At 69.9% G+C, this 21331-nt stretch carries 24 protein-coding genes; 15 read left to right on the forward strand and 9 right to left on the reverse strand.

The genetic code is table 11. The features are described 5' to 3' along the window. Positions 1–265: 265 nt before the first annotated feature. The gene (locus ACIBQ1_RS60950) at positions 266–406 is read right to left on the reverse strand and encodes a hypothetical protein (protein ID WP_397292642.1); all 141 of its coding nucleotides are present in this window, start codon (positions 404–406) and stop codon (positions 266–268) included. A 427-nt stretch (positions 407–833) separates the two neighbouring features. On the opposite strand from ACIBQ1_RS60950, the gene ACIBQ1_RS60955 reads away from it, so the two are divergent. Next, on the forward strand, positions 834–2633 hold the full coding sequence (locus ACIBQ1_RS60955; RefSeq protein WP_397292644.1) for an ABC transporter ATP-binding protein/permease: 1800 nt from the start codon (positions 834–836) through the stop codon (positions 2631–2633). A 48-nt stretch (positions 2634–2681) separates the two neighbouring features. On the opposite strand, the gene ACIBQ1_RS60960 is transcribed toward ACIBQ1_RS60955, so the two are convergent. After that, positions 2682–3059, reverse strand: coding sequence for a hypothetical protein (locus ACIBQ1_RS60960; protein ID WP_397292645.1), 378 nt, complete (start codon positions 3057–3059; stop codon positions 2682–2684). A gap of 343 nt (positions 3060–3402) precedes the next feature. On the opposite strand from ACIBQ1_RS60960, the gene ACIBQ1_RS60965 reads away from it, so the two are divergent. After that, complete coding sequence (locus tag ACIBQ1_RS60965) at positions 3403–3930, forward strand: hypothetical protein (protein WP_397292646.1); 528 nt, start codon at positions 3403–3405, stop codon at positions 3928–3930. A 190-nt stretch (positions 3931–4120) separates the two neighbouring features. Here the strand turns inward: ACIBQ1_RS60965 and ACIBQ1_RS60970 are convergent, their stop codons facing one another. Beyond that, positions 4121–4417, reverse strand: coding sequence for a hypothetical protein (locus tag ACIBQ1_RS60970; protein WP_397292648.1), 297 nt, complete (start codon positions 4415–4417; stop codon positions 4121–4123). 8 nt (positions 4418–4425) lie between these two features. Between ACIBQ1_RS60970 and ACIBQ1_RS60975 the strand changes: the two genes are divergently transcribed. From ACIBQ1_RS60975 to ACIBQ1_RS60985, 3 genes are all read left to right on the forward strand, one after another. Then, positions 4426–4515 carry a TraR/DksA C4-type zinc finger protein gene (locus tag ACIBQ1_RS60975; protein WP_397292649.1) on the forward strand — a complete coding sequence of 30 codons (90 nt, stop codon included), beginning with the start codon at positions 4426–4428 and terminating at the stop codon, positions 4513–4515. Positions 4516–4564: 49 nt separating this feature from the next. Continuing rightward, the gene (locus ACIBQ1_RS60980; protein ID WP_397292651.1) at positions 4565–6160 is read left to right on the forward strand and encodes a PucR family transcriptional regulator; all 1596 of its coding nucleotides are present in this window, start codon (positions 4565–4567) and stop codon (positions 6158–6160) included. Positions 6161–6288: 128 nt separating this feature from the next. Further along, positions 6289–7533, forward strand: a complete 1245-nt coding sequence (locus tag ACIBQ1_RS60985; RefSeq protein ID WP_397292653.1) for an NAD(P)/FAD-dependent oxidoreductase — start codon at positions 6289–6291, stop codon at positions 7531–7533. Positions 7534–7544: 11 nt separating this feature from the next. Here ACIBQ1_RS60985 and ACIBQ1_RS60990 read toward each other — a convergent pair whose 3' ends face one another. From ACIBQ1_RS60990 to ACIBQ1_RS61005, 4 genes are all read right to left on the reverse strand, one after another. Then, positions 7545–7850, reverse strand: a complete 306-nt coding sequence (locus ACIBQ1_RS60990; protein WP_397292654.1) for a hypothetical protein — start codon at positions 7848–7850, stop codon at positions 7545–7547. After that, positions 7813–8250 (reverse strand): hypothetical protein, encoded by a 438-nt coding sequence (locus ACIBQ1_RS60995; protein WP_397292655.1) that lies wholly within the window; start codon positions 8248–8250, stop codon positions 7813–7815. Before ACIBQ1_RS60995 ends, ACIBQ1_RS60990 begins: the two co-directional genes overlap by 38 nt. A 23-nt stretch (positions 8251–8273) precedes the next feature. Continuing rightward, entirely contained in the window at positions 8274–10265 is a 1992-nt protein-coding gene (locus ACIBQ1_RS61000; protein ID WP_397292656.1) for a sugar transferase, read from the reverse strand. Positions 10266–10477: 212 nt separating this feature from the next. Continuing rightward, a complete protein-coding gene (locus ACIBQ1_RS61005) occupies positions 10478–10960 on the reverse strand; it encodes a MarR family winged helix-turn-helix transcriptional regulator (RefSeq protein WP_397292658.1) in 483 nt (160 codons plus the stop codon). Between the two features lie 67 nt (positions 10961–11027). On the opposite strand from ACIBQ1_RS61005, the gene ACIBQ1_RS61010 reads away from it, so the two are divergent. The 3 genes from ACIBQ1_RS61010 to ACIBQ1_RS61020 all read left to right on the forward strand — a co-directional run bounded on the left by ACIBQ1_RS61010 (position 11028) and on the right by ACIBQ1_RS61020 (position 13589). Beyond that, positions 11028–12221: an MFS transporter gene (locus tag ACIBQ1_RS61010; protein WP_397292660.1), complete on the forward strand. Its 1194-nt coding sequence runs from the start codon at positions 11028–11030 to the stop codon at positions 12219–12221. Positions 12222–12438: 217 nt separating this feature from the next. After that, complete coding sequence (locus ACIBQ1_RS61015; RefSeq protein WP_397292661.1) at positions 12439–13098, forward strand: hypothetical protein; 660 nt, start codon at positions 12439–12441, stop codon at positions 13096–13098. Between the two features lie 194 nt (positions 13099–13292). Next, the gene (locus tag ACIBQ1_RS61020; RefSeq protein ID WP_397292663.1) at positions 13293–13589 is read left to right on the forward strand and encodes a hypothetical protein; all 297 of its coding nucleotides are present in this window, start codon (positions 13293–13295) and stop codon (positions 13587–13589) included. A gap of 492 nt (positions 13590–14081) precedes the next feature. Here the strand turns inward: ACIBQ1_RS61020 and ACIBQ1_RS61025 are convergent, their stop codons facing one another. Together ACIBQ1_RS61025 and ACIBQ1_RS61030 are read right to left on the reverse strand one after the other, a co-directional pair. Then, the gene (locus tag ACIBQ1_RS61025) at positions 14082–14714 is read right to left on the reverse strand and encodes a TetR/AcrR family transcriptional regulator (RefSeq protein ID WP_397292664.1); all 633 of its coding nucleotides are present in this window, start codon (positions 14712–14714) and stop codon (positions 14082–14084) included. Between the two features lie 32 nt (positions 14715–14746). Next, a complete protein-coding gene (locus ACIBQ1_RS61030) occupies positions 14747–15943 on the reverse strand; it encodes a cytochrome P450 (protein WP_397292665.1) in 1197 nt (398 codons plus the stop codon). A 386-nt stretch (positions 15944–16329) separates the two neighbouring features. Between ACIBQ1_RS61030 and ACIBQ1_RS61035 the strand changes: the two genes are divergently transcribed. From ACIBQ1_RS61035 to ACIBQ1_RS61065, 7 genes are all read left to right on the forward strand, one after another. Continuing rightward, positions 16330–16797: a DUF2089 domain-containing protein gene (locus ACIBQ1_RS61035; RefSeq protein WP_397292667.1), complete on the forward strand. Its 468-nt coding sequence runs from the start codon at positions 16330–16332 to the stop codon at positions 16795–16797. Then, the gene (locus ACIBQ1_RS61040) at positions 16794–17066 is read left to right on the forward strand and encodes a hypothetical protein (protein WP_397292668.1); all 273 of its coding nucleotides are present in this window, start codon (positions 16794–16796) and stop codon (positions 17064–17066) included. The genes ACIBQ1_RS61035 and ACIBQ1_RS61040 overlap by 4 nt, the downstream gene beginning before the upstream one ends. 11 nt (positions 17067–17077) lie before the next feature. After that, a complete protein-coding gene (locus ACIBQ1_RS61045) occupies positions 17078–17503 on the forward strand; it encodes an SHOCT-like domain-containing protein (protein ID WP_397292670.1) in 426 nt (141 codons plus the stop codon). A 473-nt stretch (positions 17504–17976) separates the two neighbouring features. Then, complete coding sequence (locus ACIBQ1_RS61050; protein ID WP_397292671.1) at positions 17977–18771, forward strand: ABC transporter ATP-binding protein; 795 nt, start codon at positions 17977–17979, stop codon at positions 18769–18771. Between the two features lie 10 nt (positions 18772–18781). After that, entirely contained in the window at positions 18782–19546 is a 765-nt protein-coding gene (locus ACIBQ1_RS61055; protein WP_397292672.1) for an ABC transporter permease, read from the forward strand. Between the two features lie 75 nt (positions 19547–19621). Beyond that, a complete protein-coding gene (locus tag ACIBQ1_RS61060) occupies positions 19622–20227 on the forward strand; it encodes a DUF1707 domain-containing protein (protein WP_397292674.1) in 606 nt (201 codons plus the stop codon). Between the two features lie 432 nt (positions 20228–20659). After that, positions 20660–21229, forward strand: coding sequence for a TetR/AcrR family transcriptional regulator (locus ACIBQ1_RS61065; RefSeq protein ID WP_397292675.1), 570 nt, complete (start codon positions 20660–20662; stop codon positions 21227–21229). The last annotated feature ends 102 nt before the right edge of the window (positions 21230–21331 follow it).

The raw sequence follows: 21331 nt of genomic DNA on the forward strand, positions 1-21331 counted from the left end.
TCGCGTGCGACCGAGCGCAGGGACAGGGTTTCGTAGGTGGCGCCTTGCTCCAGGAGTTTGGCGGCGGCGGCGATCAGGTCCTGGCGGAGCCGGTCGCCTTGGCCGCGCCGGTTGGGCGTGTGCCGTGGGGTTGGTTCGGCAGGTGTCGTCATAGGTGTCCCTCCCGTGCGGCGAAGCGTGGTGCGGGTCTGGAAGTGGCGGGCGGCGTTTCCACACTCAAGCTACAGTGTAGTGCTAGCCTGTAGCCGCATAGGTGACACTGCGGTCACGATGCGTGGTCGCTCAGAGTATCGACGGCATCGGATGGCGGATTCGAAAGACCCATCGGGAGTCCGGCGGCCAGGTGGTCGCCGAACATCGCCGCCGCGCGACTGCGGGCAAACGCCCGCTCGTCGAACACGTCCACGCCGAAGGCCCCACGACCGGGAGATCGCCTACATCCAGACCGGCCTGACCGGCGCTGACACCACAGTCGTGGCGGTCAGCGGACCTGAGGGCCAGGTCCTCGGCCGCTACGACCACCGCCCGTTCGGGGACCTCATGGGCGCCGTCGCCGATAGGCGGCCCGCACCGCCGGCCTGCCGCTTCACCGGGCAGGAACGGGACGCCGAAACGGAGGCTCTACGACCCATGGCCGTACCGCTTCCACGCCACCGACCCGGCCGGCAGTCCACTCCCAGCCTCTTCTGGGCCTATGGCGGCATCGGCGTCCCCTGGTGGGGGATCGCAGGTGCGCCGTCCTTGGCGGCGACGGCCATGGATCACTGGGTGAAGGCGACTTCTTACCTTTTGCCTTCATGAGAAGTCATTAATCGGACATACAGTGACAAACTATGACAGCAAGTCGGGACTGGCAGCACGAGTGGGTCGCCACCCTCACGTGGACGGCCGAGGCTTGGGTTGTCACCCTCGCTGCCTGCGCCGTGGCGGTCTGGCTGCTCACGCGATACACGGGGTGGGGGCGCCAGTTCAAGCAGCTCGCGTTTCCCTACTTCGTACCGCTGCGCAGGCGGGGGCCGCTGCCCATGGTCCTGCTCATGCTCGCGCTCACGATCCTCGGGGTACGTCTCCAGGTGCTGATCTCCTATGCGCTGAACGACACGTTCACGGCGCTGGGGCGTCTGGACGCACAGGACTTCTGGTTCTCCATCGGGCTTTTCGTGATCCTGGCCGCGTTGTACGTGGCCGGCTCTCTCACCAGCTATCTCGTCGCCCAGCGGTTCACCATCCGCTGGCGGACCTGGCTGACCGACCACATGATCACCGACTGGCTCAAGGGGCAGGCCTACCATCGGGGCCAGTTCGTGACGGAGCCGGTCGACAACCCCGACCAGCGTATCCAGGAAGACGTCCAGCAATTCGTGGAGGAGTCCCACTCCCTGGCGATCGGTGCGGTGGACGCCGCCTTGAGGCTGGTGTCGTTCACCGTGATCCTGTGGGGACTGTCGGGGCCGATATCGGTCCTCGGCGTCGAGGTGCCACGGGCGATGATCATTCTCTCCTACGTCTACGTGCTGGTGGCGTCCCTCATCGCCTTCAGGGTCGGGCACCCGCTGATCAGGCTGGAGTTCCTGCGCGAGGGGCTGTCGGCGTCCTTCCGCCACGCGCTGATCCGCCTGCGTGACCACTCCGAGAACATCGCCTTCTACGGCGGCGAGAGAGTGGAGCGGGCAACCCTGGCCACCAGATTCACCGACGTCATCTCCAACGCCTGGACCATCGCGCTGCGGAGACTGAAACTTCAGGGGTTCAACGACTCGGTCACCCAGCTGGCGCAGGTTTTCCCGTACGTGATCCAGGCACCGCGCTTCTTCGCCGGGACGATCACGCTCGGTGACGTCACCCAAGCCGGCGACGCGTTCGGCCAGGTGCACGACTCGTTGTCGTTCTTCAGGAACTCCTACGACTCCTTCGCCGGGTACCGAGCCGCACTCGATCGGCTGACGGCCCTGATGGACACGAACCGCGACTCGCGCCGACTGCCGTCGCCGACCGTCGCCCACCATCCCGGTGCGCTGGTGATCGAGGGCCTGAGAGTCTGGCGTCCCGATCACGAGCCACTGATCGAAGGCCTGACCCTGACCGTGAACCCGGGCCAGGCGCTCCTGGTCAAGGGCGCCTCGGGCAGCGGCAAGACCAGCCTGCTGCGCAGCATGGCCAACATCTGGCCACACGCGCACGGCACCATCCGCCGGCCCGTCGGCGGGCGCACCCTGTTCCTGTCGCAGCAGCCGTACCTGCCCATGGGCAGCCTTCGTGCCGCCCTGGCCTATCCGGAGCCGTCACATCAGATCGAGGATCAGCTCGCGCGCGAGATGTTGCACAGGGTGCAGCTCGGCCACCTGGAGTTCCGGATCGACGAGGAAGCCCACTGGTCCCGCATCTTGTCCCCCGGGGAGCAGCAACGCCTCGGGTTCGCCAGGGTCCTGGTGAACCAACCACACCTGGTCTTCCTCGACGAGGCCACCTCGGCCGTCGACGAGGGCCTCGAACACGCCCTGTACCGCCTGGTCCGGGAACGCCTGCCGAGATGCATGATCGTCAGCGTCGGCCACCGAAGCACCCTGAACGCGTTCCACACTCTCCATCTCAACTTGCTGGGCGCCGGGCGTTGGGGCGTGGCCGCGGCGTGAAACGCCGCCGGGATGCCGACAGGCTCATTGCCTGATCGGCGTCGGCTCTCACCGCGGGGCGCGGGCGTGCTCGCAGGACGGACGGTGCGGGCCGAACGATGCGGCGGTGAGCCGGCCCGATGGGGACACAGGCAACGTGCGCGAAGGAGCCGTATAGCGGGGTGGGCGTCCGCCGTACTGGAAATGGGCGCCGAAGGCGGCCGGGTGGGTTTGGCCCCAGGTGCGCCACAGCAGGTGGTTTTCGAAGCGCAGGAGGGTTCTCCCGGGCACATGCGGCTGTCCGCTGCTCTCGACGTCCCAGACAGCCGATGCGGCGGGCAGGGGGATGGACAGCCGGGTGCCCATGGCCTGGACGAGCCCGCCGATCCGGTTGAAGAGCGCGGCCAGCTTCCGCTGACGTGCGGGCGCGTCAGGGGGGAGTCGCACGGGGGTGCCGGGCGCGAGGGGCGTCGTGCTGAGCTCGGGCTGGTCGCGCAGGAACAGTCGCAGGTTGGCGGCGGCCGTCCAGCCGTGGCCGGCACCGTCGAGGCCGGCGGTCCAGTGGTAGCTGCCGCTGGTCTGCTGGACGCGTACCCGGGTGAACGCCGGATGGTCGTTGTCCCGCTGTTTCCGTAGGTCGTACTGGGTCCTGGTGTCCGTCGGCCGATGGTTGACGGAGCCGCAGGGTCACGACGACCGGCAGGGCCGTACCCCGGCGTCCGTCATGGACGCATCCGCCCGTCAACGATCTGATATGCCTTTTCCGCTGGTCTGGGCTATGGTCGGCCCTATGACGGGACCGTGGAGAACACCACGAGGGTCCATCGCGTTCGTCGGCGTGATGGGCCTGGTCCTGCTGTCCCTGATTTCGCTGTCGCTGATGCTGACCGGTGCTGCGGGCAGGGCGAGCGGCGACGGCCCGACCGCTGTGCAAGGGGCGGTCTCCGGCCCGGTATGGAGCCTGGGCGGCGTGGACGCCGACCTGTCCAGTCTGCCGCCGCAGGCGGGGAGCGTCCGAGAGCACCACGTGCTGTCGTTGTGGCCGCCGCTGCGCGGCGAACGACACGGCGATCTCGCCCATCTGGCGCTGCTGCCGTCACCGGGCTCGGACGCGGACACGCTCCGCGATCCTCAGCAACTGGCGCACCGCACCGCGGGATCGCGCAGCCCGCCGCGCGCCTACGTCTTCCCCCCCGCCGGGCTCCGCGGCCACGCGCCGCGAAGCCTGACGCACGCCCGCGCGTGCTGCGAAGCTGACGCACCGGCCACGCGTGCCGCCAAGCCTGACGCACTGGTACACGCGCGCCGCGCAGCCTGACACCAGGCGGCCCACGCCCAGGCTCACCCATGGCGCTGATGCGCGCGTGCCGTCGCGCCCGGAGACATCTCGCGACCCGTCCCCAGGACAGGGCAAGCGGTAGCGCCGCCTGCCCTGGGCTCTTCCATGCCGTCCTCTTCCTCGACCTGCCTCGACACCAGCTAGGAGCCGATCATCGTCATGGCCGTTGTCAGACCAGTTCACCTCTCTCCTCGGTTGAAGCCGGACGCCCCTGTGGCGCGGCCCAGCCCGGCGGCCCGTGGGAGTGCGGGATGAGCCCGGCGCGGCGCTTCGTGGCGCTCGACCTGGGCACCGCCCGTACCCGATCACTGGTCCTGGGCGGGCACGCCATCGTCGACCGGCCGTCGGCGATCCTGCGGCGCTCGTCCGCCTCCGGCGAGGCGGACGTGGTGCGGCCCGTCCGGCACGGCATGGTGACCGACCCGGGCGCCTGCCTGCGGCTGGTGCGCCTGGTGGTGCGGGACACGCGGCTTTATGACGGCCGGCATCCCGTTCGAACGGCTCAAGATCCGGCCGCTGGCACGTACCTGCATCGACTGCCAGCGGCGGCACGAGGCCGCCTGACACCGAGAAAGAGGGGGCAGGCATCCTGCCCCCTTTCATGGAGCTGATCATGATCACATTGGATCGCCTGGTGAACGTGCTCGGCGGGTACGGCGTGCGGCTGTGCAACCGTCCCGAGGCCCGCGCGGCGGGTCTGCGCAGCGTGGCCATGCCCGACACCGCCGACCGTCACATCGCCGCCGACCTGTTCCTGGCCGTCGGCGCCTCCTCGCTGGCCGAGGCGGTACGGTGGGCGGCCGCGGCCAGGGCCACAGCGGTCCTGGTCCGCCCCGCCAAGACCGGCCCAGACAGCCAAACCGACAGCGGAACCGGCGACGTAAGCGCGAGCCGCGCGGACGCCGAGCGCCAGGCCGCCGCGCTCGGCGACCGGCACGAGGTGGCCGTTCTGCTGGCCGACGTCGCCGTCTCGTGGAGCCAGCTGGCCGGCGTGGTGTACGGGCTGGTGCTGGAGGGCCGCGAGACCGCGTCGGGACGCGGCCCGACCGACCTGTTCGCCCTGGCCGACAGCCTGGCCGACGTCATCGGCGGGGCGGTGACCATCGAGGACCGGCACTCGCGGGTGCTGGCCTACTCCCGCTCGCAGCAGGCTGGCGACCCCGCCCGGCTGGAGACCATCCTGGCCCGCCGCGTTCCCGACCGGCTGCGCGAGCTGTTCCAGCAGCAGGGAGTTCTCACCCGCCTGGCGGCCGCGGACGAGCCGGTGTTCGTGCCCGCCGATCCCCGGCACGGCCTGACCGGACGGATGGTGGTGGCGGTGCGGGCCGGCCGCGAGCTGCTCGGCTCCGTGTGGGTGACCTGTGAGCGGCCGCCGGCCGGTGCCCACCGCCGCGCCCTGGCCGACGGCGCGCGGACAGTGGCGCTGCACCTGCTGCGCTCCCGGGCCAGCGCCGACCTGGAGCGGCAGGTGGAGTCCGACCTGGTCATCCAGCTGCTGGAGGGCGGCGCCGACGCCGTCACGGTGATCAGCCGGCTGGGTTTGGCGCCGCGGCCGTTGCGGGTCGTCGCGGTGCGCGCCCACACCGACGGCGAGCGCCACGTCGCACTGCTGCTGGCCTTCGAGCAGGCCACCACCGGGTTCGGCTGGTCCAGGCCAGGCCGCAGCGCGCTGCTGGGCGAGACGCTCTACACCGTCCTGCCTGCCGAGCAGGCCGACATGGCCCGCCGCTGGATCACCGCGCTGCGCGCCGAGCTGCCCGCCCGGGTGCACGTCGCGGCCGGGATCGGCGCACCCGCCGAGATCGAGGAGCTGCCCGCCGGCCGCCAGGAGGCCGACGAGTGCCTGGCGCTGCACGAGAGCAGACCCGGCAGCATCTCGCCCGCCTACGACGAATCATGGGACGACATCCTGCTGCGACGGTTGCGCGCGGCCGCGCGCAGCGGACGGACCCCGGCTCGCGGACCGGTTTCCACGCTGCTGCGGCACGACAGCCGCCACGGAACGCGCTTTGCCGCCACGCTGCGGGCCTGGCTGGAGACCCAGGGCGACCTCACCGTGGCCGCCGAGCGGCTCGGCGTGCATCCCAACACCGTCCGCAACCGGCTGCGCAAGATGGGCGAGCTCACCTCGCTGGACCTGGACGACGCCCGCCGGCGCCTCGCCATGATCATCATGCTGGCCGCCTCCGAGGACGAACCCCGCCGATGACCTGCTGATGGCGTTGTGCCGGATGCACAACGGCGGCGCCGCGATTGTCGCCCGCCCATAACGCCGCCGGCTGCCGCCCGGGCCATGCTGACTGCGACAGCGGCATTCGTACCCCTTGGAGGTTGGACATGGTCGGCAACCGGCCGCGCTCGGTGATCGTGGTGGGCGCGGGCATCGTGGGCCTGTCGACGGCCTGGTTCCTGCAGGAGCGCGGCGTCCAGGTCGACGTGGTCGACCGCGGCGGCGTGGCGGCCGGCGCGTCCTGGGGCAACGCCGGATGGGTCGCGCCGGGACTGGCCATCCCGCTCAACGAACCCGCCGTGCTGCGCTACGGCCTGCGCTCCCTGTTCGATCCGGCCGCGCCGCTGCACGTGCCCGCCGGCTTCGATCCGGGCCTGTGGAGGTTCCTGGCCCGCTTCGCCGCCAACAGCCACTGGCGCTCCTGGACGCGCGCCGCGCGCGCCAACCTGCCGCTCAACGACGAATGCGTCGAAGCGTACGAGGTGCTGGCCGCCGACGGCGTGTCCGCCCCGGTCGTCGCCGCGCCGATCACCGCCGCGTTCCGCACCCCCCGCCAGGCCGAGAGCCTGCTGCGCGAGCTGCGCAGGCTCCAGGCGGTCGGGCAGCACGTCGAGCACACCATGCTGGACGGCGACCGGCTCGCCGAGCACGTCCCGCTCGTCGGCGAGGCGCTGGGGGCGGGGGTCAGGATCGACGGCCAGCGCTACGTCGACCCGGGCGCCTTCGTGCACGACCTGGGCAAGGCCGTCATGGGCCGGGGCGCCACCGTGTACGCCTTCGAGGTCGACGGGGTGCGCGCCGACGACCGGAAGGTGATCGTCCGCTCGGCCAAGGGCACCGTCCTGTCCGCCGACGCCGTGGTGCTGGCCACCGGCGCGTGGCTGCCCCGCCTGGCCCGGCAGTGGGGCGTGCGCGTCCCGGTGCGGGCCGGTCGCGGTTACTCCTTCACCGTGCCTGTGGACCATCCCGTCCCCGGCCCCGTCTACCTACCCGACGTGCGGGTCGCGTGCACCCCCTACCGCGACGGGCTGCGCGTGGCGGGCACCATGGAGTTCCGCGCCCCGGACGCCCCGCAGGTGCCCGCCCGGCTGGAGGCCATCGTCGCCTCCGCCCGTCCCCTGCTGCGGGGCGTGCACTGGGACGAGCGCGCCGACCTCTGGGTGGGGCCTCGCCCGGTCACCCCGGACGGACGGCCGCTCATCGGCGCCACGGCGGCACCCACCGTCTACGTGGCGGGCGGCCACGGCATGTGGGGCCTGGCCCACGGCCCGATCACCGGCCGGCTGCTGGCCGAGCAGATCACCACCGGCAGGCAGCCCGCCGCCCTGGCCGACTTCGACCCCCTCCGCTGACGCGGAGGCGGCTATGAGGTGATCGGAGCGGAGGCTTCGATCCAGCAGTAGTCCCTGCCTCCGGCCTCACCGATCGTGGCGAACTGGGCCGAGTAGCCGACCGCGCGCTTGCCCGGCAGCACCAGGCCCGCCACGCCGTCGCGGCGTACCAGCCTGGCCACCCCGTCGGCGTCCGTGGTGCCGTCGCCGATCTGCTCGCCCAGTTTCTCCCCAGGTGCGCCGATCCGTGCGAAGAAATGGATGCGTGCGCGGGCGACGGGCCCGCCGTCCGCGGTGAGCCTAGCGGTGAACGTGACGGGCGCCGACCTGTCGCTCACGTGCAGCGGCCCGACCTCCGAGTTCCTTGACCTTGGCCGCCGCCTGGCCGACCGTGTCGGCCAGGGGTCCGGGCAGGTCGAGGATGCCGGCCTGGTCGGTGGCGGGCATGTACTTGCGCACGTCGGGGTCGACCTTGCCGGCGGTCGCCAGTCCGTGGCTGGTCAGCCGGGCCTTGGCGGCGGTGTCGAGCTGGTTGAACAGGGTCGGGCCCGCGGGGATGGTCACCTGCGGGGGCTCGGGGCCGACGGGGCGCGCCTCCACCGGGCGCGCGGCCAGGGACGGGCCCCGGGGTACGTTCACCGTGCCGTTGGGCGGGACCTCGATCTTCGGCACCTGCTCGATGACCGGTTTGGCGGCGATCGTGGGGCCGGCGGTGGTGAGGGGGCCCTCGGTGGACAACGGGAGTGGAGCGGGGTCGTCGGCTAGGAAATGCGCTTCCAGTAAGTGGAAATGAAACCCCAGAGCAGACTCCGGTCCAAAGCCAGGCTCGCGTTTTTGTCATACCAAAGGCCTGTGAAGCCTCGTTGAACGTCGAACGCATGCGTCATCGGCTTGAGATTGAGCTCAACGATCTTGTTGGCGAACGGGCCGATCCACCCGGGCTTTCCGGCCAGATCCGCTTCGTTCCAGCGTGGCCCCAGAAAGGGGCCGAGGGCCGCTATTGTTCTCTGCCTGTCGCTCAGCAGCAGCGGCCGGTTGTCCACGACCGACATGTCTCCCTTGACAAGGACGTTGTAGGCCATCTGGCCGATCTCGTCGAAGGTGGACTTCGCCCAAGCCTTGCCGACCTTCGTACGCTGCGGGTCCGATGCGCCGAGGCTGCTTTCCTTGCCGTCGGTTGTTCTCATCGTGCGGCCCTTGAGAACGTCGAACTCGCGGCCGAACTGGCCGATCCGTTTCTGCAGGAAGAAGGGATTCCTTCCGTCCTCGGCGAATTTCGCGAGCGCGAAGAGGGAGGTCACGGGAGCGGTGACCATGAGAATCCCCAAAGCCCACTTGACGTCATGCCACCGCTTGGCCGGACTCTGCTTCCAGTCTCGGCCCTTGAGGCTCGCATAGCGGGGGGCAGGCCAGGTTCGGGCGGCGATGCCCGCGCCGGTGCTGAGCACAGCCGTGCCGAATCCCAGCTCGGCGGCGTGCTTCCAGTCCCATCCGGCGCCGCCGACCCAGCCCGTGGCGGCCAGCACGGTCGTGCTCACCGCCCCGCCGGCCAGGATCCTGGACAGTGCCCGCTCCCATGTGGCCGACTCCATGGCCTCGGCCAGGCCGGTGAGCGCGGGTCCGCCTCGGCGCAGGAGCGCGGGCAGCGCGCCGTGCGCACCGGCCATCAACCCGCCGGCGAGCACTCCGTACGACATGTCCCGCACCAGCTTGCCCGCGTCGATGGTGCCGGTGGCGAACAGATGATCGATCGCGCTCAGCCCGCCGGAGAACATCGCGCCCAGCGCGGCCTGACGGATCATCAGCAGGATGATCCGCAGGGCCAGCCCCTCCGTTCGGATCAGCTTTTTCACCACGACGTCGAGCAACGGGCCGAGCCGGCGGGCCAGCAGCTTCGCAAGGAACATCAGCGCCACCACGAACGCCGCGCATGCCAGGAATTTCTCTCTGGCCTTCACGATCGCGTCACAGGCGACCTGGCCGCACGCGGCGAGATGCTCGCACCGCCGCCGCAGGTCCGCCAGCTGCCCTTGCTCGCCGTGCACCACCCTCGCGGCCCGTCCGAACGCGGTCGTGGCCAGCCCGGACCCGGCGCCGGTCACCCGACCGGACTGACCGGCGATCTGCTCCTGAACATCGCCGACCAGGCGTCCCAGCGCCGCCGCGGCGTCCCGCAGCCGCGCCACACCGCCGAGATCACCATCCGGCCACGCGGACCCGCAACCTACAGATTCGAGGAACCAGATCGCCTGGCTCACGAAGCCGGGCGGTGGCGTGGTCGTCGGCAGGCCGCCCGGCCCCAGCGGGGGCCGGTATTCCTCCGGATCCGTCAGCCATCCCGGGCACGACCGCGCGTAGGGGATCCCGGTGTCCGCCTCCTCTGCTGCGGCATGCCCGAGTATCCCGGCCGCCATCCTGGCGTTCGCGTTCTCGGCCGCGGTATGCGCGCACCCGGCGACGGCCATTCCGGCCGCCATCCCGCGCAGCAGGTTCACCGCCGCGGCCAGGTCCTTCAGCAGATCGTCGCGTAGCCGGGCGAACCCCGGCACGTTCTCCTCGGGATCGCCCTCGAACAGCGCCCGGCCCAGATCGTCCTGGCCGAAAGGCCGCTCATCCATGGCCCGGCAGAACCTGTCCACGCCCTCGGCCAGATCGTCGGCAACCTCCCGGACGCCTTTCCCCGCGCTGACCCAGGTCCCCGGGGCGAATATCAGCACCCCCGAAGAGGCCAGATCGTTGGTGGCGATGTCCATCAACCTCGGTAGTTCGGCGATCAGGAAATCGTGGAGACCGGATGCAGCTTTGGGTGAACGCTATGGCATGGAATCGCCGCTTGTCTGTACGAAGGGGACGGTGAGGCGCTCGCCGGACATGCGGGGGCTCGCCACTCACGGCTCGGCGCGGAGCAGGGCGGACACTTCGGGCCGGCCGGATCGGGGCCGTGGCCTGATCCGCGGCGCGGGGGTCAGCGCTTGGACTCCACGTTCTCCAGGAGGCGGCTGAGCAGCCCGTCCAGCGTCTCCTGCTCCTGCGCGTCCAGCGCATAGACCATCTCCGCCTCCACCTCCGCCCGGATCCGCATGGCCTCAAGCCACAGTTCGTGGCCTTTGTCGGTCAACTCCACGTCCACCCGCCGCCGGTCCTCCGCGCTGCGCAGCCGCCGTACCAGCCCGGACTTCTCCAGTGTGTCGAGCCGCCCGGTCATTCCGGCGGGCGAGAGCATCAGCTCGACCGCCAGTTCGGACGGCGTCGCGGCCCCGCCGTGAGCGACCAGCCGGTGCAGCGTCTCGAACTCGAAGTCCTGCATCCCTACCTGCGCCAGCGCCGCCTCCTTCGTCTGGTGCAGGTGCTTGACGAGGAACTGCATCCGCGTCACGACCGCCTCGACCCGCTCGTCGTACGGCGCCTTGCCCCGCCACCGGGCGAGATGACGATCCACTGAATCCACGGAACAACGATACGCCAGCGAGTATTTTGTTGACGAAATATTCGCCAGCGAAATAGTGTGACCCGCCATGAGACTGCTGATCGGCCGGGCCGTGTCCGCCCTGGCCACCGCGTTGATCCCGACCACGATCACCCTCGCCGTGCTGCGCGCCACCGATGACGCCGGGGCCATCGGCACGGTGCTGGCGTGCGAGGCGATCCCGTTGCTGGTGTTTCTGCCGGTGGGCGGGGTGTTGGCCGACAGGGTCAGACCCGAGCGACTGGCGCTGGTCACCGACCTGGTACGCGGCCTGACGCAGGCCGCCATCGCGATCGAGCTGCTGACCGGTGTCGCCGGTGTGCCACACCTGGCCGTGCTGGCCGTGGTGGCCGGAATCGCGGTCGCGTTCGGGCTGCCGGCCGTGCCGAGGCTGGTGGCGGCCGTGGTACCGGGACCGGAGCGGCTACGCGTGAACGCCCGGCTCGGCGTCGCGACCAGCCTGGCCGCCGTGCTGGCTCCCGCCCTGGCGGGCGGCGTGGTGCTGCTGGCCGGTCCCGGCTGGGCCGCGCTGCTCACGGCCGTGCTGTTCGCCTGCTCGGCGCTGACCCTGGGCGGAGTGCGTACGGTCAAGCGCCCCAGCGCCCAGAACAACTCGTTCCTCAAGGACATGAAAGAGGGATGGGGCGAAGTACGGCGGCGGCCGTGGTTCCTGTCGACGGTCCTGGCCCACGGCGTGTGGCACTTCATGGCCGGACTGTTCCTCACGCTCGGTCCGCTGGCGGCGGTCAAGGAACTGGGCGGTGAGGCCAGTTGGGTGCTGATCGTGCAGTGCGGCACGGTGGGGCTGGTCGCGGGGGTCTTCGCGGCACCGAGGCTGCCCATCCGGCGACCGCTGGTGGCGGTGCAGGTGGGCGCGGCGCTGTACGTGCTGCCGATGGCGGCCCTGGCGCTGCCGGCGAGCGCGTGGTCGATCGCGGGGGCGTACTTCGTGGCGATGTTCGGGCTGGGCGTGCTCAGCCCGTTGTGGGAGACCGTGGTCGCCGAGGAGATCCCTGAGGCGGCGCTGGGCCGAGTGCGGTCGTTCGACCAGCTCATCTCGTTCGCGACCCGGCCGTTCGGGCTGGCCATGGCGGCGCCGCTGGCCGGCCTGGCCGGCGCGCGGGGGCTGCTGCTGACCGGTGCCGTGGTCGTCGCCGTCGCGAACCTGGCCGCGATCGCCACCTTCCCCCGCCGCCGCGGCCAGACGGCCACCCCAGAGAGCCCGAAGCGGGTAGTCACGTGACCGTCGGGTCGGGGCCCCGTCATCGGCACCGCGACGGTCTCGTCGACCGGCGGCTTCGACCGCTTCGTGCCCCCGACCAGCTGCGCCCATGACGTGTACATCATCACCCTTGACACGAGGCCGGGCGTCGGCGACATCGACACGATCGCCTTCACCCGCACCGCGACGAAGCTGGAGGCGGAGCAGGCGGACGCCGGCGGCCTGCCATCATGGCCGGATGCTGCTCAAGCTGACCGGGTCCAGCTGTTCGGGCAAGACGACGCTCGCCTTCTCCCTGGCCGACCGGCTTCGCCGGGTCGCCGTACACGACTTCGACGAAGTCGGTGTACCCGAGCGTCCTGATGGCCACTGGCGCACCCGCACGCTGGAGCTGTGGGTGCGTCGCGCACTGGAGTATCAGGACCAGGGGATCGATCTCCTCCTGACCGGGCAGTCTCCGTTGGGCGAAGTCCTGGCCGTCCCCTCCGCCCCGCTGCTGGACGGGATCGCGGTATGCCTGGTCGACACCACCGACGACGTCAGGCGCGACAGGCTCACCAAGCGTGATCCTGGCCGGTGGGATGCCGCGGCGGTCGACGCCTTCCTCGGCTGGGCCGCCTGGCATCGCCGGCATGCCCGCGATCCCCGTCATCGGCCCGGCGTCATCATCGGTGGCGGTTGGCCGGACATGGCCTGGCACCGCTGGACAGGGTGGGTCGCAGAGGATCCACGATGGTGCACTCACCTGCTCGACACCACTGACCAAGCAGTCGAGCAATCCGTCGGCCAGATCGAGCAGTGGGTGACCCGGCAGCGCGACGCACACCGATCCGGCCGGCTCGCTCTGCTCCGTGGCTGGGCAGACAGAACGCCCACCCACACCGACCGTGATGCCTGAGCCCTGTCGCAACCCGTCCCCGCGGCCTCGCGGAACTTGAGGTGGCCGTAGGGCGAGGGGCGCAGTCGGGCGCAAATTCTGTGCCGTGACATATGTCCGGCCAATGTCCTGCCATTGTCCTGGTCTGCTCCCGGCGGGACGGCAAGAATTCATTCACGAAAGAAGGCCGAGCACATACAGGAAGGCGCTCGAATATGACCATCGGCAAGAGGGTGGCAATGGTGGCTTCGGCGTTCGCCGTCGCCGGTATCGCTCTGACGGCTTCAGCCCAGGCGGCATCCGCGGCGCCCAACCTGCCGCCGGCGGCGATCCCGCCGCCCAGGTGCATTCCGCAGAGCCAGTACGACCAGCCGTACGAATGGGAATACCAGCTCACCAAAACCCTGGGCAAGGGCGGCCACGGCGTCCGTACCCACGTGTTTGCTATTTACTATGCACCCTCCAACATATACACCCTCTCAACGAGAGTGACGTGCAGCGTGAGATTCTGAAAGCGCAGGCGCGGGGTGACCCAGACGACATGTCCGTCGGGACGGATGAGTACGGTGCCCGGCCGCCGTCAGCGTCGCGGCGGCCGTACGGCGGCGGCATCGATGCACAGGCCACCGCCCGCTCAGGCACTCGTCGGCTCAGTCCAGTGCGTCGTGCACCTTCGCCATCGCGCCGCACGATGAAAGTGCGCTCTCACTTCCGGCGCTCGGGGGCGCCGAGGACGTCGGCGGGGTCGTCCACCGCGAGTCCCCGGCCCTGATCGTCCCGGTCAGGGTGTGGATCCGCTGCCTGCGGCCGGTGGTGCGGTCCTTGCTTCAGGGCGCGACGCTCTTGCGGGTCCCAGCGGCTTGCGCAGCGTGTCCGGCTCCAGGACGTTGCTGAGCTGGTCGCGGCCTCCACCATCAGCTCCTTGTTGCTCACGCCGACCGATGCGAGATCGGCTCCGATCACCCTGGCCAGGGCTTCGGGCCGGCGAGCGCCCGTGGCACGCTTCAGTGTCCGATCTGTCGCGAAGCCGGGGACGAGTCGAGGACATGGTGCGACCGGGCGGAAGGGGCCGGCAGTTCGTCGTCCGACGGCCGCAGGCTCGACAGCAGCAGCGCCAGGTAACGGCGGAGATCACCGCATTCGGGGTCGCTCGAATGCATGGTGGCCAGCACCATCACCAGGATGGCGGCCAGGTCGCGGACGATCAGGTCATGGCGTACCACGCCCTGCCGCTGGGCCCTGTCCAGCACGACGCCCAGCGGCCCCATGAACCGTACGGCGATGTCGACGGTGAACGCCCCCGACATGCGCGCCGCCCGCAGCAGCGCGCGGTGCGCCGCGAGAGTCTCGACCGAGGCGGTCAGCGCCTCGGTCAGCGCCCGTCCGGCGTCGTCGGCGTCGCGGGCGGCCAGGACCAGCGGCTCGACCTCTTCGGCGAAGTACGTCTGGAAGGCAGCCCTGATCACGCCGTCGCGGTCGCCGAACCTGCGGTAGACGGTGGCGCTGCCGATGCCGGCGTACCGGGCGATCTCCTCGAGTGACACGTCCGGGCCGTGCTCGCGCAGACTCGCGATGGCGGCCCGGACGATCTTGTCCGCGTTACGCAGCGCGTCGGCTCGCTGTCGCTGCTCGTGCACACGTGAACGCTAGCAGCCGACGCGTCCTGGGTTCACCAGGCGACTTCGAAGCTGGTCAGCCCGAAGACGATGTGGAAGGAGCGGAACTCGGCGGGGGCGCCGCTCTCGCGCAGGCCGGGGAAGCGGGCGAACAGGGCGGGGAAGGCGATGCGCAGCTCCATCCTGGCCAGCGGCGCGCCCAGGCAGTGGTGCACGCCGTGACCGAAGGCGACGTGGCCCATCTCGCCGCGGGCGATGTCGAAACGGTCGGGGTCGGAGATGAACTCCGGGTCGCGGTTGGCCGAGGGCAGCGCCAGCATCACCAGATCGCCCGCCGGGATGTGCTGTCCCGCGACCTTGACGTCGGTGGTGGTCACCTTGGCCACGCCTGAGTGCACGATGCTGAGCCAGCGCAGCAGCTCCTCCACCGTGGCGCCGATCCGCTCGGGCTCCTTCATGAGCAGTTCGAGCTGGTCGGGGTGGCGCAGCAGGGCCAGAGTGCCGAGACCGAGCATGTTGGAGGTCGTCTCGTGGCCGGCCAGGAGCAGCAGGCTGGAGATGCCGGCGAGCTCGTCGATCGACAGGTCGTCGCCGTGCTCGCGCACCAGCATGCCGAGCATGTCCTCGCCCGGCTCGGCCATGGCTCGGGCGACCAGCTCGGACATGTAGGCACGCGACTCCAGCGAGGCCGCTGTGCGTTCCTCGGCGGGCCTGGAGATGTCGAGCAGCGTGTTGGTACGCCGCTGGAAGTCGTCGCGGTGCTCGTACGGGACGCCGAGCAGCTCGCAGATCACCAGCGAGGGGATGGGCAGCGCGAAGGTCTTGATCAGGTCGACCGGCGAGCCTGCGCGCTCCATCGCGTCGAGGTGGTCGTTGACGATGTCGTGGATGCGAGGCTCCAGCCGGCGCATGCGGCGCATGGTGAACTCCGGCGTCAGCATCTTGCGCAGCCGGGTGTGCTCGGGCGGGTCGAACAGCAGCAGGTTGCCCGCCTGCATCTTCGCGACCTGCTCGGGGCTCAGGCCCTGCGCGCCGGGCATCGGGAGGTTCTGCGGGCGTCTGTTGCTGAACCGCTCGGCGTCCCCGAGGATCTCCTTGACGTCGGCGTAGCGGGTGACGAGCCAGGCTTCGAGCCCGAACGGCGTGGGCATCCGCTCGATGCCCGCGCTGTCGCGTAGTTTCGCGAGCTCGGGAACCGGGTCGAACGCGGTGCGCCGCATATGCAGGGGCAGAGTCACAGGATCGCTCATGTCATCTCCTGGAGAGGCCGATGTGCCGGAAACGCCCTTCGAAAACGAGAGTAGCCCATCACTTGGCCGAGTGAGCGGCGACCGGCACGCGGCGACCGGCACGCGGCGCGTTCCCGCAGCCTTCCCGCGGAGGCGTTCGGCTCGCCCTCGGCGGCTCGGCCCTGGAGACGGGGTTGGAGATCGGTGGGTGACGGGATGCTGGGTGGTGACCGGCCGGAGACGACGCGCCGAAGTCGTGCCGTGGCCGGGTGGGCAGCCGGGGCACCGATGGACCGCGACCACGAACGGGTCATGTGGCAACTGATCGTCGAGCGCGCCCACGGGGGCCTGGCCGCCGCCCGCGCTCGCGGTCAGCGCCCCGCCCGCCTCGGGCGACCAGGGCGGGGATGGTGGAGCAGGCTGAAGAGAAGCGCGCAATCAAGAAAATTAAGATCCACATCTTGAAAATTGAAGTTCGGCTCGGCTATAACTTGGATATGGTAGAGCGGGCGATGGAGTGGCAGGAGCTCACGAACCTGACCCGGGGCCAGTCGTTCCTGGTCGAGCGGGTGCGTCTGGCGGGCAACGGTGTCGCGATCGAGGGCGAGTTCGAGCTGCCGCAACTGGCTCAGCTCGGCGTCGAGGATCAGGTCTTCGTCACGGCGTTCGTGCGGTGCCACGGTTCCATCAAGCAGATGGAGCGGATCTTCGGGGTGAGCTACCCGACGATCAAGTCGCGGCTGAATCGGATCGCGCAGATGCTCGACTTCGTCGAGACCGATCCGGCGCCGTCGCGGGCCGAGGTCATCGATCGGTTGCGCCGCGGCGAGATCACCGCGCAGGAGGCCTTGTCCGCATTGGAGGGGCGCACGTGATGCCGCAGTTGGTCACCGTACGGGTCAAACGTCCGGATCGTCATCCTGTCCGGGTCTGGGTGCCGGTTCTGCCGGTGGTGCTGGTGTTCTCGCCGGTGGTGGTCGTGGCCGTCGTGGGGGCCGTGGTGGGGGCCGTGGTGGCCTGCCGGATGTACCGCATCGATGTGGTGCGGGCGCTGGGCACCGGCTGGCGCATCGTCTGCGCGTTGCCCGGCACCCGGTTCGACGCGGAGTACAGCCGTACGGCTGTGCTGGTAGCCATCCGATAGGAGAGGTTGCGATGAACGAACAGCGCAAGGACGTCCTCGACCTGCTGGCCGAGGGCAAGGTCACCGTGGAGGAGGCGGAGCGGCTCATCGCCGCGCTCGAACAGGACCGGCTGCCGGCCTCGGCCGGTCCCGGCGTGCGGCCGAAGGGCAGGGCGAAGTATCTGCGGGTGATGATGGAGTTCCTTGAGGAGGACGGCCAGTCGGGGCGGCTCAACGTGCGGGTGCCGCTGCAGTTGCTGCGGGCCGGCGTCCAGCTGGCGGCTCTGATCCCGCCGCAGGCGCTGGAGCGGGCCAATGCCGAGATGAGCAGGTCGGGCGTGCCGTTCGACCTGACGCAGCTCAAGCCCGAACAGCTTGAGGCGCTGGTGGACCATCTCGACGAGACGATCGTGGAGATGGACATGTCCGATGGCCACTTGCGGGTCTTCTGCGAGTAGGCGCCGTCCACGTGGACGGGCCCTGGGGAGGGTGCTGGAACACCCCCTCCGAGGCCGCGCCCGCTACAGCAGGGCACGGTTGAACTGCCCATCTGAACGTTAGCCGCTCATCGGCGCGGCCCGGCCGGCCCCCGGCGTCGGCGGCGGCGAGGTCCACGCCCGCGTGCGGGGTCATCAAGAACTCCGGCGGATACCCCCGAATCGGCGAGGCCAACGGCGACACCCGGCGTAGACCCCGCGAGGGAGCCAAGTAGACACGGCCGCGAGCCGGAGCAGCGCCACCGGTAGTACCTGGAGATGGTCACCAGGCCGATCGATCAGCAGTACAAGGCGCGCATAGCAGCCTCCCGCCACCCATCACCCGGCGATCCACGCTACCCGCAGGTCAGTGGAGCAGCCGGAAGCGGAAACGGCTGACCAACGCCATTGATCGCGCCACGGGCGACAAACCATGAACGAAACAGAGAACGGACATGAGGATGACAGCCAACCAGGTTCAGGGGTCTGCGATCCGCGTGCAGGGCCTGCAGAAGTCGTACAAGGAGCTGCGGGTGCTGCGCGGCGTGGACTTCGAGGTGGCACGGGGCAGCATTTTCGCGCTGCTCGGTTCGAACGGGGCGGGCAAGACCACGGTCGTGAAGATCCTGTCCACGCTGCTCAAGGCCGATGCGGGCACGGCCCGGGTCCACGGTTTCGACGTCGCCGCGCAGGCGGCGGAGGTGCGCGAGTCCATCAGCCTCACCGGGCAGTTCGCCGCCGTCGATGAGATCCTCAGCGGGCGGGAGAACCTGGTGCTGGTCGCCCGGTTGCGGCACCTGAAGGATCCGGGCACGATCGCCGATGACCTGCTGAGGCGTTTCTCGCTGACCGAGGCGGGCGGGCGCAAGGTGTCGACGTATTCGGGTGGCATGCGCCGCCGCCTGGACATCGCGATGAGCCTCATCGGTGATCCGCCGGTCATCTTCCTGGACGAGCCCACGGCCGGGCTCGACCCCCAGGCGCGGATCGAGGTCTGGCAGGCCGTCAAGGAGTTGGCCGGGCGGGGGACGACGGTGCTGCTCACCACGCAGTATCTGGACGAGGCCGAGCAGCTCGCCGACCGGATCGCGATCCTGCACGAGGGCCGGATCATCGTCAACGGCACCCTGGCCGAGCTCAAGCAGCTCCTGCCGCCGGCCAAGGTCGAATACGTCGAGAAGCAGCCGACCCTCGAAGACGTCTTCCTCACCCTCGTCGGTACGGCCAACACCGCGTCTCAGCCCGGATGAGTGAGGAACGATGATGACCAAGCATTTCTTCGGTGACACCGTCACCCTGCTGGGACGATCCCTGCGTCACATCACGCGCAGCGCGGACACCATCATCACGACCACGATCATGCCGATCGCCATGATGCTGATGTTCGTCTACGTGTTCGGCGGCGCGATCAACACGGGGTCGGATTCGTATGTGAACTATCTGCTGCCCGGCATCCTGCTCATCACGATCGCCTCGGGCATCGCCTACACCGCCTTCCGGCTGTTCATGGACATGAAGAGCGGCATCTTCGAGCGGTTCCAGTCCATGCCGACCGCGCGGTCGTCCGTTCTGTGGGCTCATGTGCTGACCTCGCTGGTCGCCAACCTGATCTCGCTCGTGGTCGTGGTGCTCGTCGCCCTGCTCATGGGCTTCCGCTCGGGAGCGGGGGTGGCGGCCTGGCTCGCGGTCGCCGGCATCCTGATCCTGTTCACCCTGGCCTTGACGTGGATCGCCGTCATCCCCGGATTGACCGCGAAGTCCGTGGAAGGCGCGAGCGCGTTCTCCTACCCACTCATCTTCCTGCCGTTCCTCAGCTCGGCCTTCGTGCCCACCGCCACCATGCCCGGCCCGCTGCGCTTCTTCGCCGAGCACCAGCCGGTGACCTCCATCGTCAACGCCATCCGGGACCTGTTCATCCAGCAGCCGGTCGGCACCGACATCTGGATCGCCCTGGCCTGGTGCGTCGGCATCCTCATCGTCGCCTACGCCTTCGCCATAGCCACCTACCGCCGCAGAATTGCTTAGATAGCTGTCTCCTTGGACCGATCAGTCAGCAATTTCGGTGGCGCGGTGCCACCCCCTCACCACGGAGGAGACCGGATGCCAGCAGATCCGTCCAGCTCACCCGCGCTGCGCGCATCCGACGCGGAACGCGACCGGATCATCGAGCTGCTGCACGCCGCCGTCGCCGACGGCCGGCTCGACGCGGTCGAGTTCGACGAGCGGCTGAACGCGGCGCTGGCCGCCCGCACCGTCGACGAGTTGGCCCCGCTCATCGCCGACCTGATCGCGGTGCCGGGCAGCGACGGCGCACTTGCGCTGCCGTTCGCCGGACCTCCGGCCGAGCCGGCCGCCGAACTGCTCACCATCAAGGAGCGGCACGGCTTGGTGCGCCGCGACGGCCGGTGGACGCTGCCGCACCGGCTCGCGCTGCGCACCGTGTGGTGCGACGTGATGCTGGACCTGACCAGCGCGGTGCGCAGCGCTTCCGAACTGGTCATCGAGCTGCGGGTGAACGGCGGCAACGTGGAGTTGGTCCTCGCGCCTGGCATGGTGGTGAACGCCAACGAGCTGTCGGTACGGCACAGCACGGCGGCGATCAGCAGGGACGCGGGCGACAACACGCCGGAGACGCTGCACGTCCGCTTGGTGGGTCGAATGCGGCACGGCCGGCTCGACACCCGATGGCAGGCGCCGCGCCAGTGACCGTGGCAAGGCCCGGACAGCGCGGCATCCGGGCCCTGACATCTCGCGCCTGGTGCGGGCGCGCCGCCGTACGGCAAGGTCGAACCTGGGGAACGCCTCGACGGCGCGGCGGCTCGTGAGGCGCTACGTGTCGCCGACCGCCTTGCCCCTGCGCCGGCCCTTTTGCCACGCTCATGCCGGACCCAGGCGCGGCCGTCGTCAGCTCCGAAGTGGGACGTCATCTCCTCCAAGGAAACGACCATGCCGGATACGACCGGCAGAGGCGTTCCGGCGGTCAAGTGAAGATCCGGCGCGGCCAGGCGCTCGGTGCAGTTCACGAAGGCGGTACGGATCTCTCGCCCGGTCAGCGCCCGTACGGGGCCGGTGGTGCGCCCATTTGCCTAAAGCTATTAGGTAAACGCATAATAGCTTTAGTCTGGTGGGAGGATGGTTATGGTTAGAGCAGGGCTGACCCCGGAGCGGCTGACCCGGGAAGGAGCGGAGCTGGCCGACGAGGTCGGCTTCGACCAGGTGACCGTCTCGGCGCTCGCCCGTCGCGTCGATGTCAAGGTCGCGAGCCTGTACTCGCACCTGAAGAGCTCCCAGGACCTCAAGACCAGGATCGCCCTGTTCGCGCTGGAGGAACTCGCCGATCGGGTGGCCGCCGCCCTGGCCGGGAGGGCCGGCAAGGACGCTCTGGCCGCGTTCGCGGATGCCTACCGCGACTACGCCCGGGAGCATCCCGGTCGCTACGCCGCCGCCCGGCTCCGGCTCGACCCCGAGACGGCTGCCGCCAGTGCCGGCGTCCGGCACGCACAGATGACGCGGGCGATCCTGCGCGGCTACGACCTGGCAGAGCCGGACCAGACGCACGCGGTCCGGATGCTCGGCAGCGTCTTCCACGGCTACGTCAGCCTGGAGATGGCCGGAGGCTTCAGCCACACCGCCGTCGACCCGCAGGAATCCTGGGCCTGGATCTTGGATTCCCTCGACGCTCTGCTACGGAACCGGGCCGCACCCTGACCAGCCACCAATGCCGTTTAGATAGGGGTTTGTGCTGGTAGTGTCCGCCGGATGGTGGAGTGGATCAAGGTCGGTGGGTCGGGTCGGCTGACGGATCTGGTC

The sequence above is a fragment of the Nonomuraea sp. NPDC050153 genome (assembly GCF_044460125.1).
Lineage (GTDB): Bacteria > Actinomycetota > Actinomycetes > Streptosporangiales > Streptosporangiaceae > Nonomuraea.

Excerpts from the sequence above, each read along its gene's own strand:
- ACIBQ1_RS60955 (WP_397292644.1), top strand. The coding sequence starts at position 834 with ATGACAGCAAGTCGGGACTGGCAGCACGAGTGGGTCGCCACCCTCACG.
- ACIBQ1_RS60965 (WP_397292646.1), top strand. The coding sequence starts at position 3,403 with ATGACGGGACCGTGGAGAACACCACGAGGGTCCATCGCGTTCGTCGGC.
- ACIBQ1_RS60975 (WP_397292649.1), top strand. The coding sequence starts at position 4,426 with ATGACGGCCGGCATCCCGTTCGAACGGCTCAAGATCCGGCCGCTGGCA.
- ACIBQ1_RS60980 (WP_397292651.1), top strand. The coding sequence starts at position 4,565 with ATGATCACATTGGATCGCCTGGTGAACGTGCTCGGCGGGTACGGCGTG.
- ACIBQ1_RS60985 (WP_397292653.1), top strand. The coding sequence starts at position 6,289 with ATGGTCGGCAACCGGCCGCGCTCGGTGATCGTGGTGGGCGCGGGCATC.
- ACIBQ1_RS61000 (WP_397292656.1), bottom strand. The coding sequence starts at position 10,265 with ATGGACATCGCCACCAACGATCTGGCCTCTTCGGGGGTGCTGATATTC.
- ACIBQ1_RS61010 (WP_397292660.1), top strand. The coding sequence starts at position 11,028 with ATGAGACTGCTGATCGGCCGGGCCGTGTCCGCCCTGGCCACCGCGTTG.
- ACIBQ1_RS61015 (WP_397292661.1), top strand. The coding sequence starts at position 12,439 with ATGCTGCTCAAGCTGACCGGGTCCAGCTGTTCGGGCAAGACGACGCTC.
- ACIBQ1_RS61020 (WP_397292663.1), top strand. The coding sequence starts at position 13,293 with ATGACCATCGGCAAGAGGGTGGCAATGGTGGCTTCGGCGTTCGCCGTC.
- ACIBQ1_RS61030 (WP_397292665.1), bottom strand. The coding sequence starts at position 15,943 with ATGAGCGATCCTGTGACTCTGCCCCTGCATATGCGGCGCACCGCGTTC.
- ACIBQ1_RS61035 (WP_397292667.1), top strand. The coding sequence starts at position 16,330 with ATGGTGGAGCAGGCTGAAGAGAAGCGCGCAATCAAGAAAATTAAGATC.
- ACIBQ1_RS61045 (WP_397292670.1), top strand. The coding sequence starts at position 17,078 with ATGAACGAACAGCGCAAGGACGTCCTCGACCTGCTGGCCGAGGGCAAG.
- ACIBQ1_RS61050 (WP_397292671.1), top strand. The coding sequence starts at position 17,977 with ATGAGGATGACAGCCAACCAGGTTCAGGGGTCTGCGATCCGCGTGCAG.
- ACIBQ1_RS61055 (WP_397292672.1), top strand. The coding sequence starts at position 18,782 with ATGATGACCAAGCATTTCTTCGGTGACACCGTCACCCTGCTGGGACGA.
- ACIBQ1_RS61060 (WP_397292674.1), top strand. The coding sequence starts at position 19,622 with ATGCCAGCAGATCCGTCCAGCTCACCCGCGCTGCGCGCATCCGACGCG.
- ACIBQ1_RS61065 (WP_397292675.1), top strand. The coding sequence starts at position 20,660 with ATGGTTAGAGCAGGGCTGACCCCGGAGCGGCTGACCCGGGAAGGAGCG.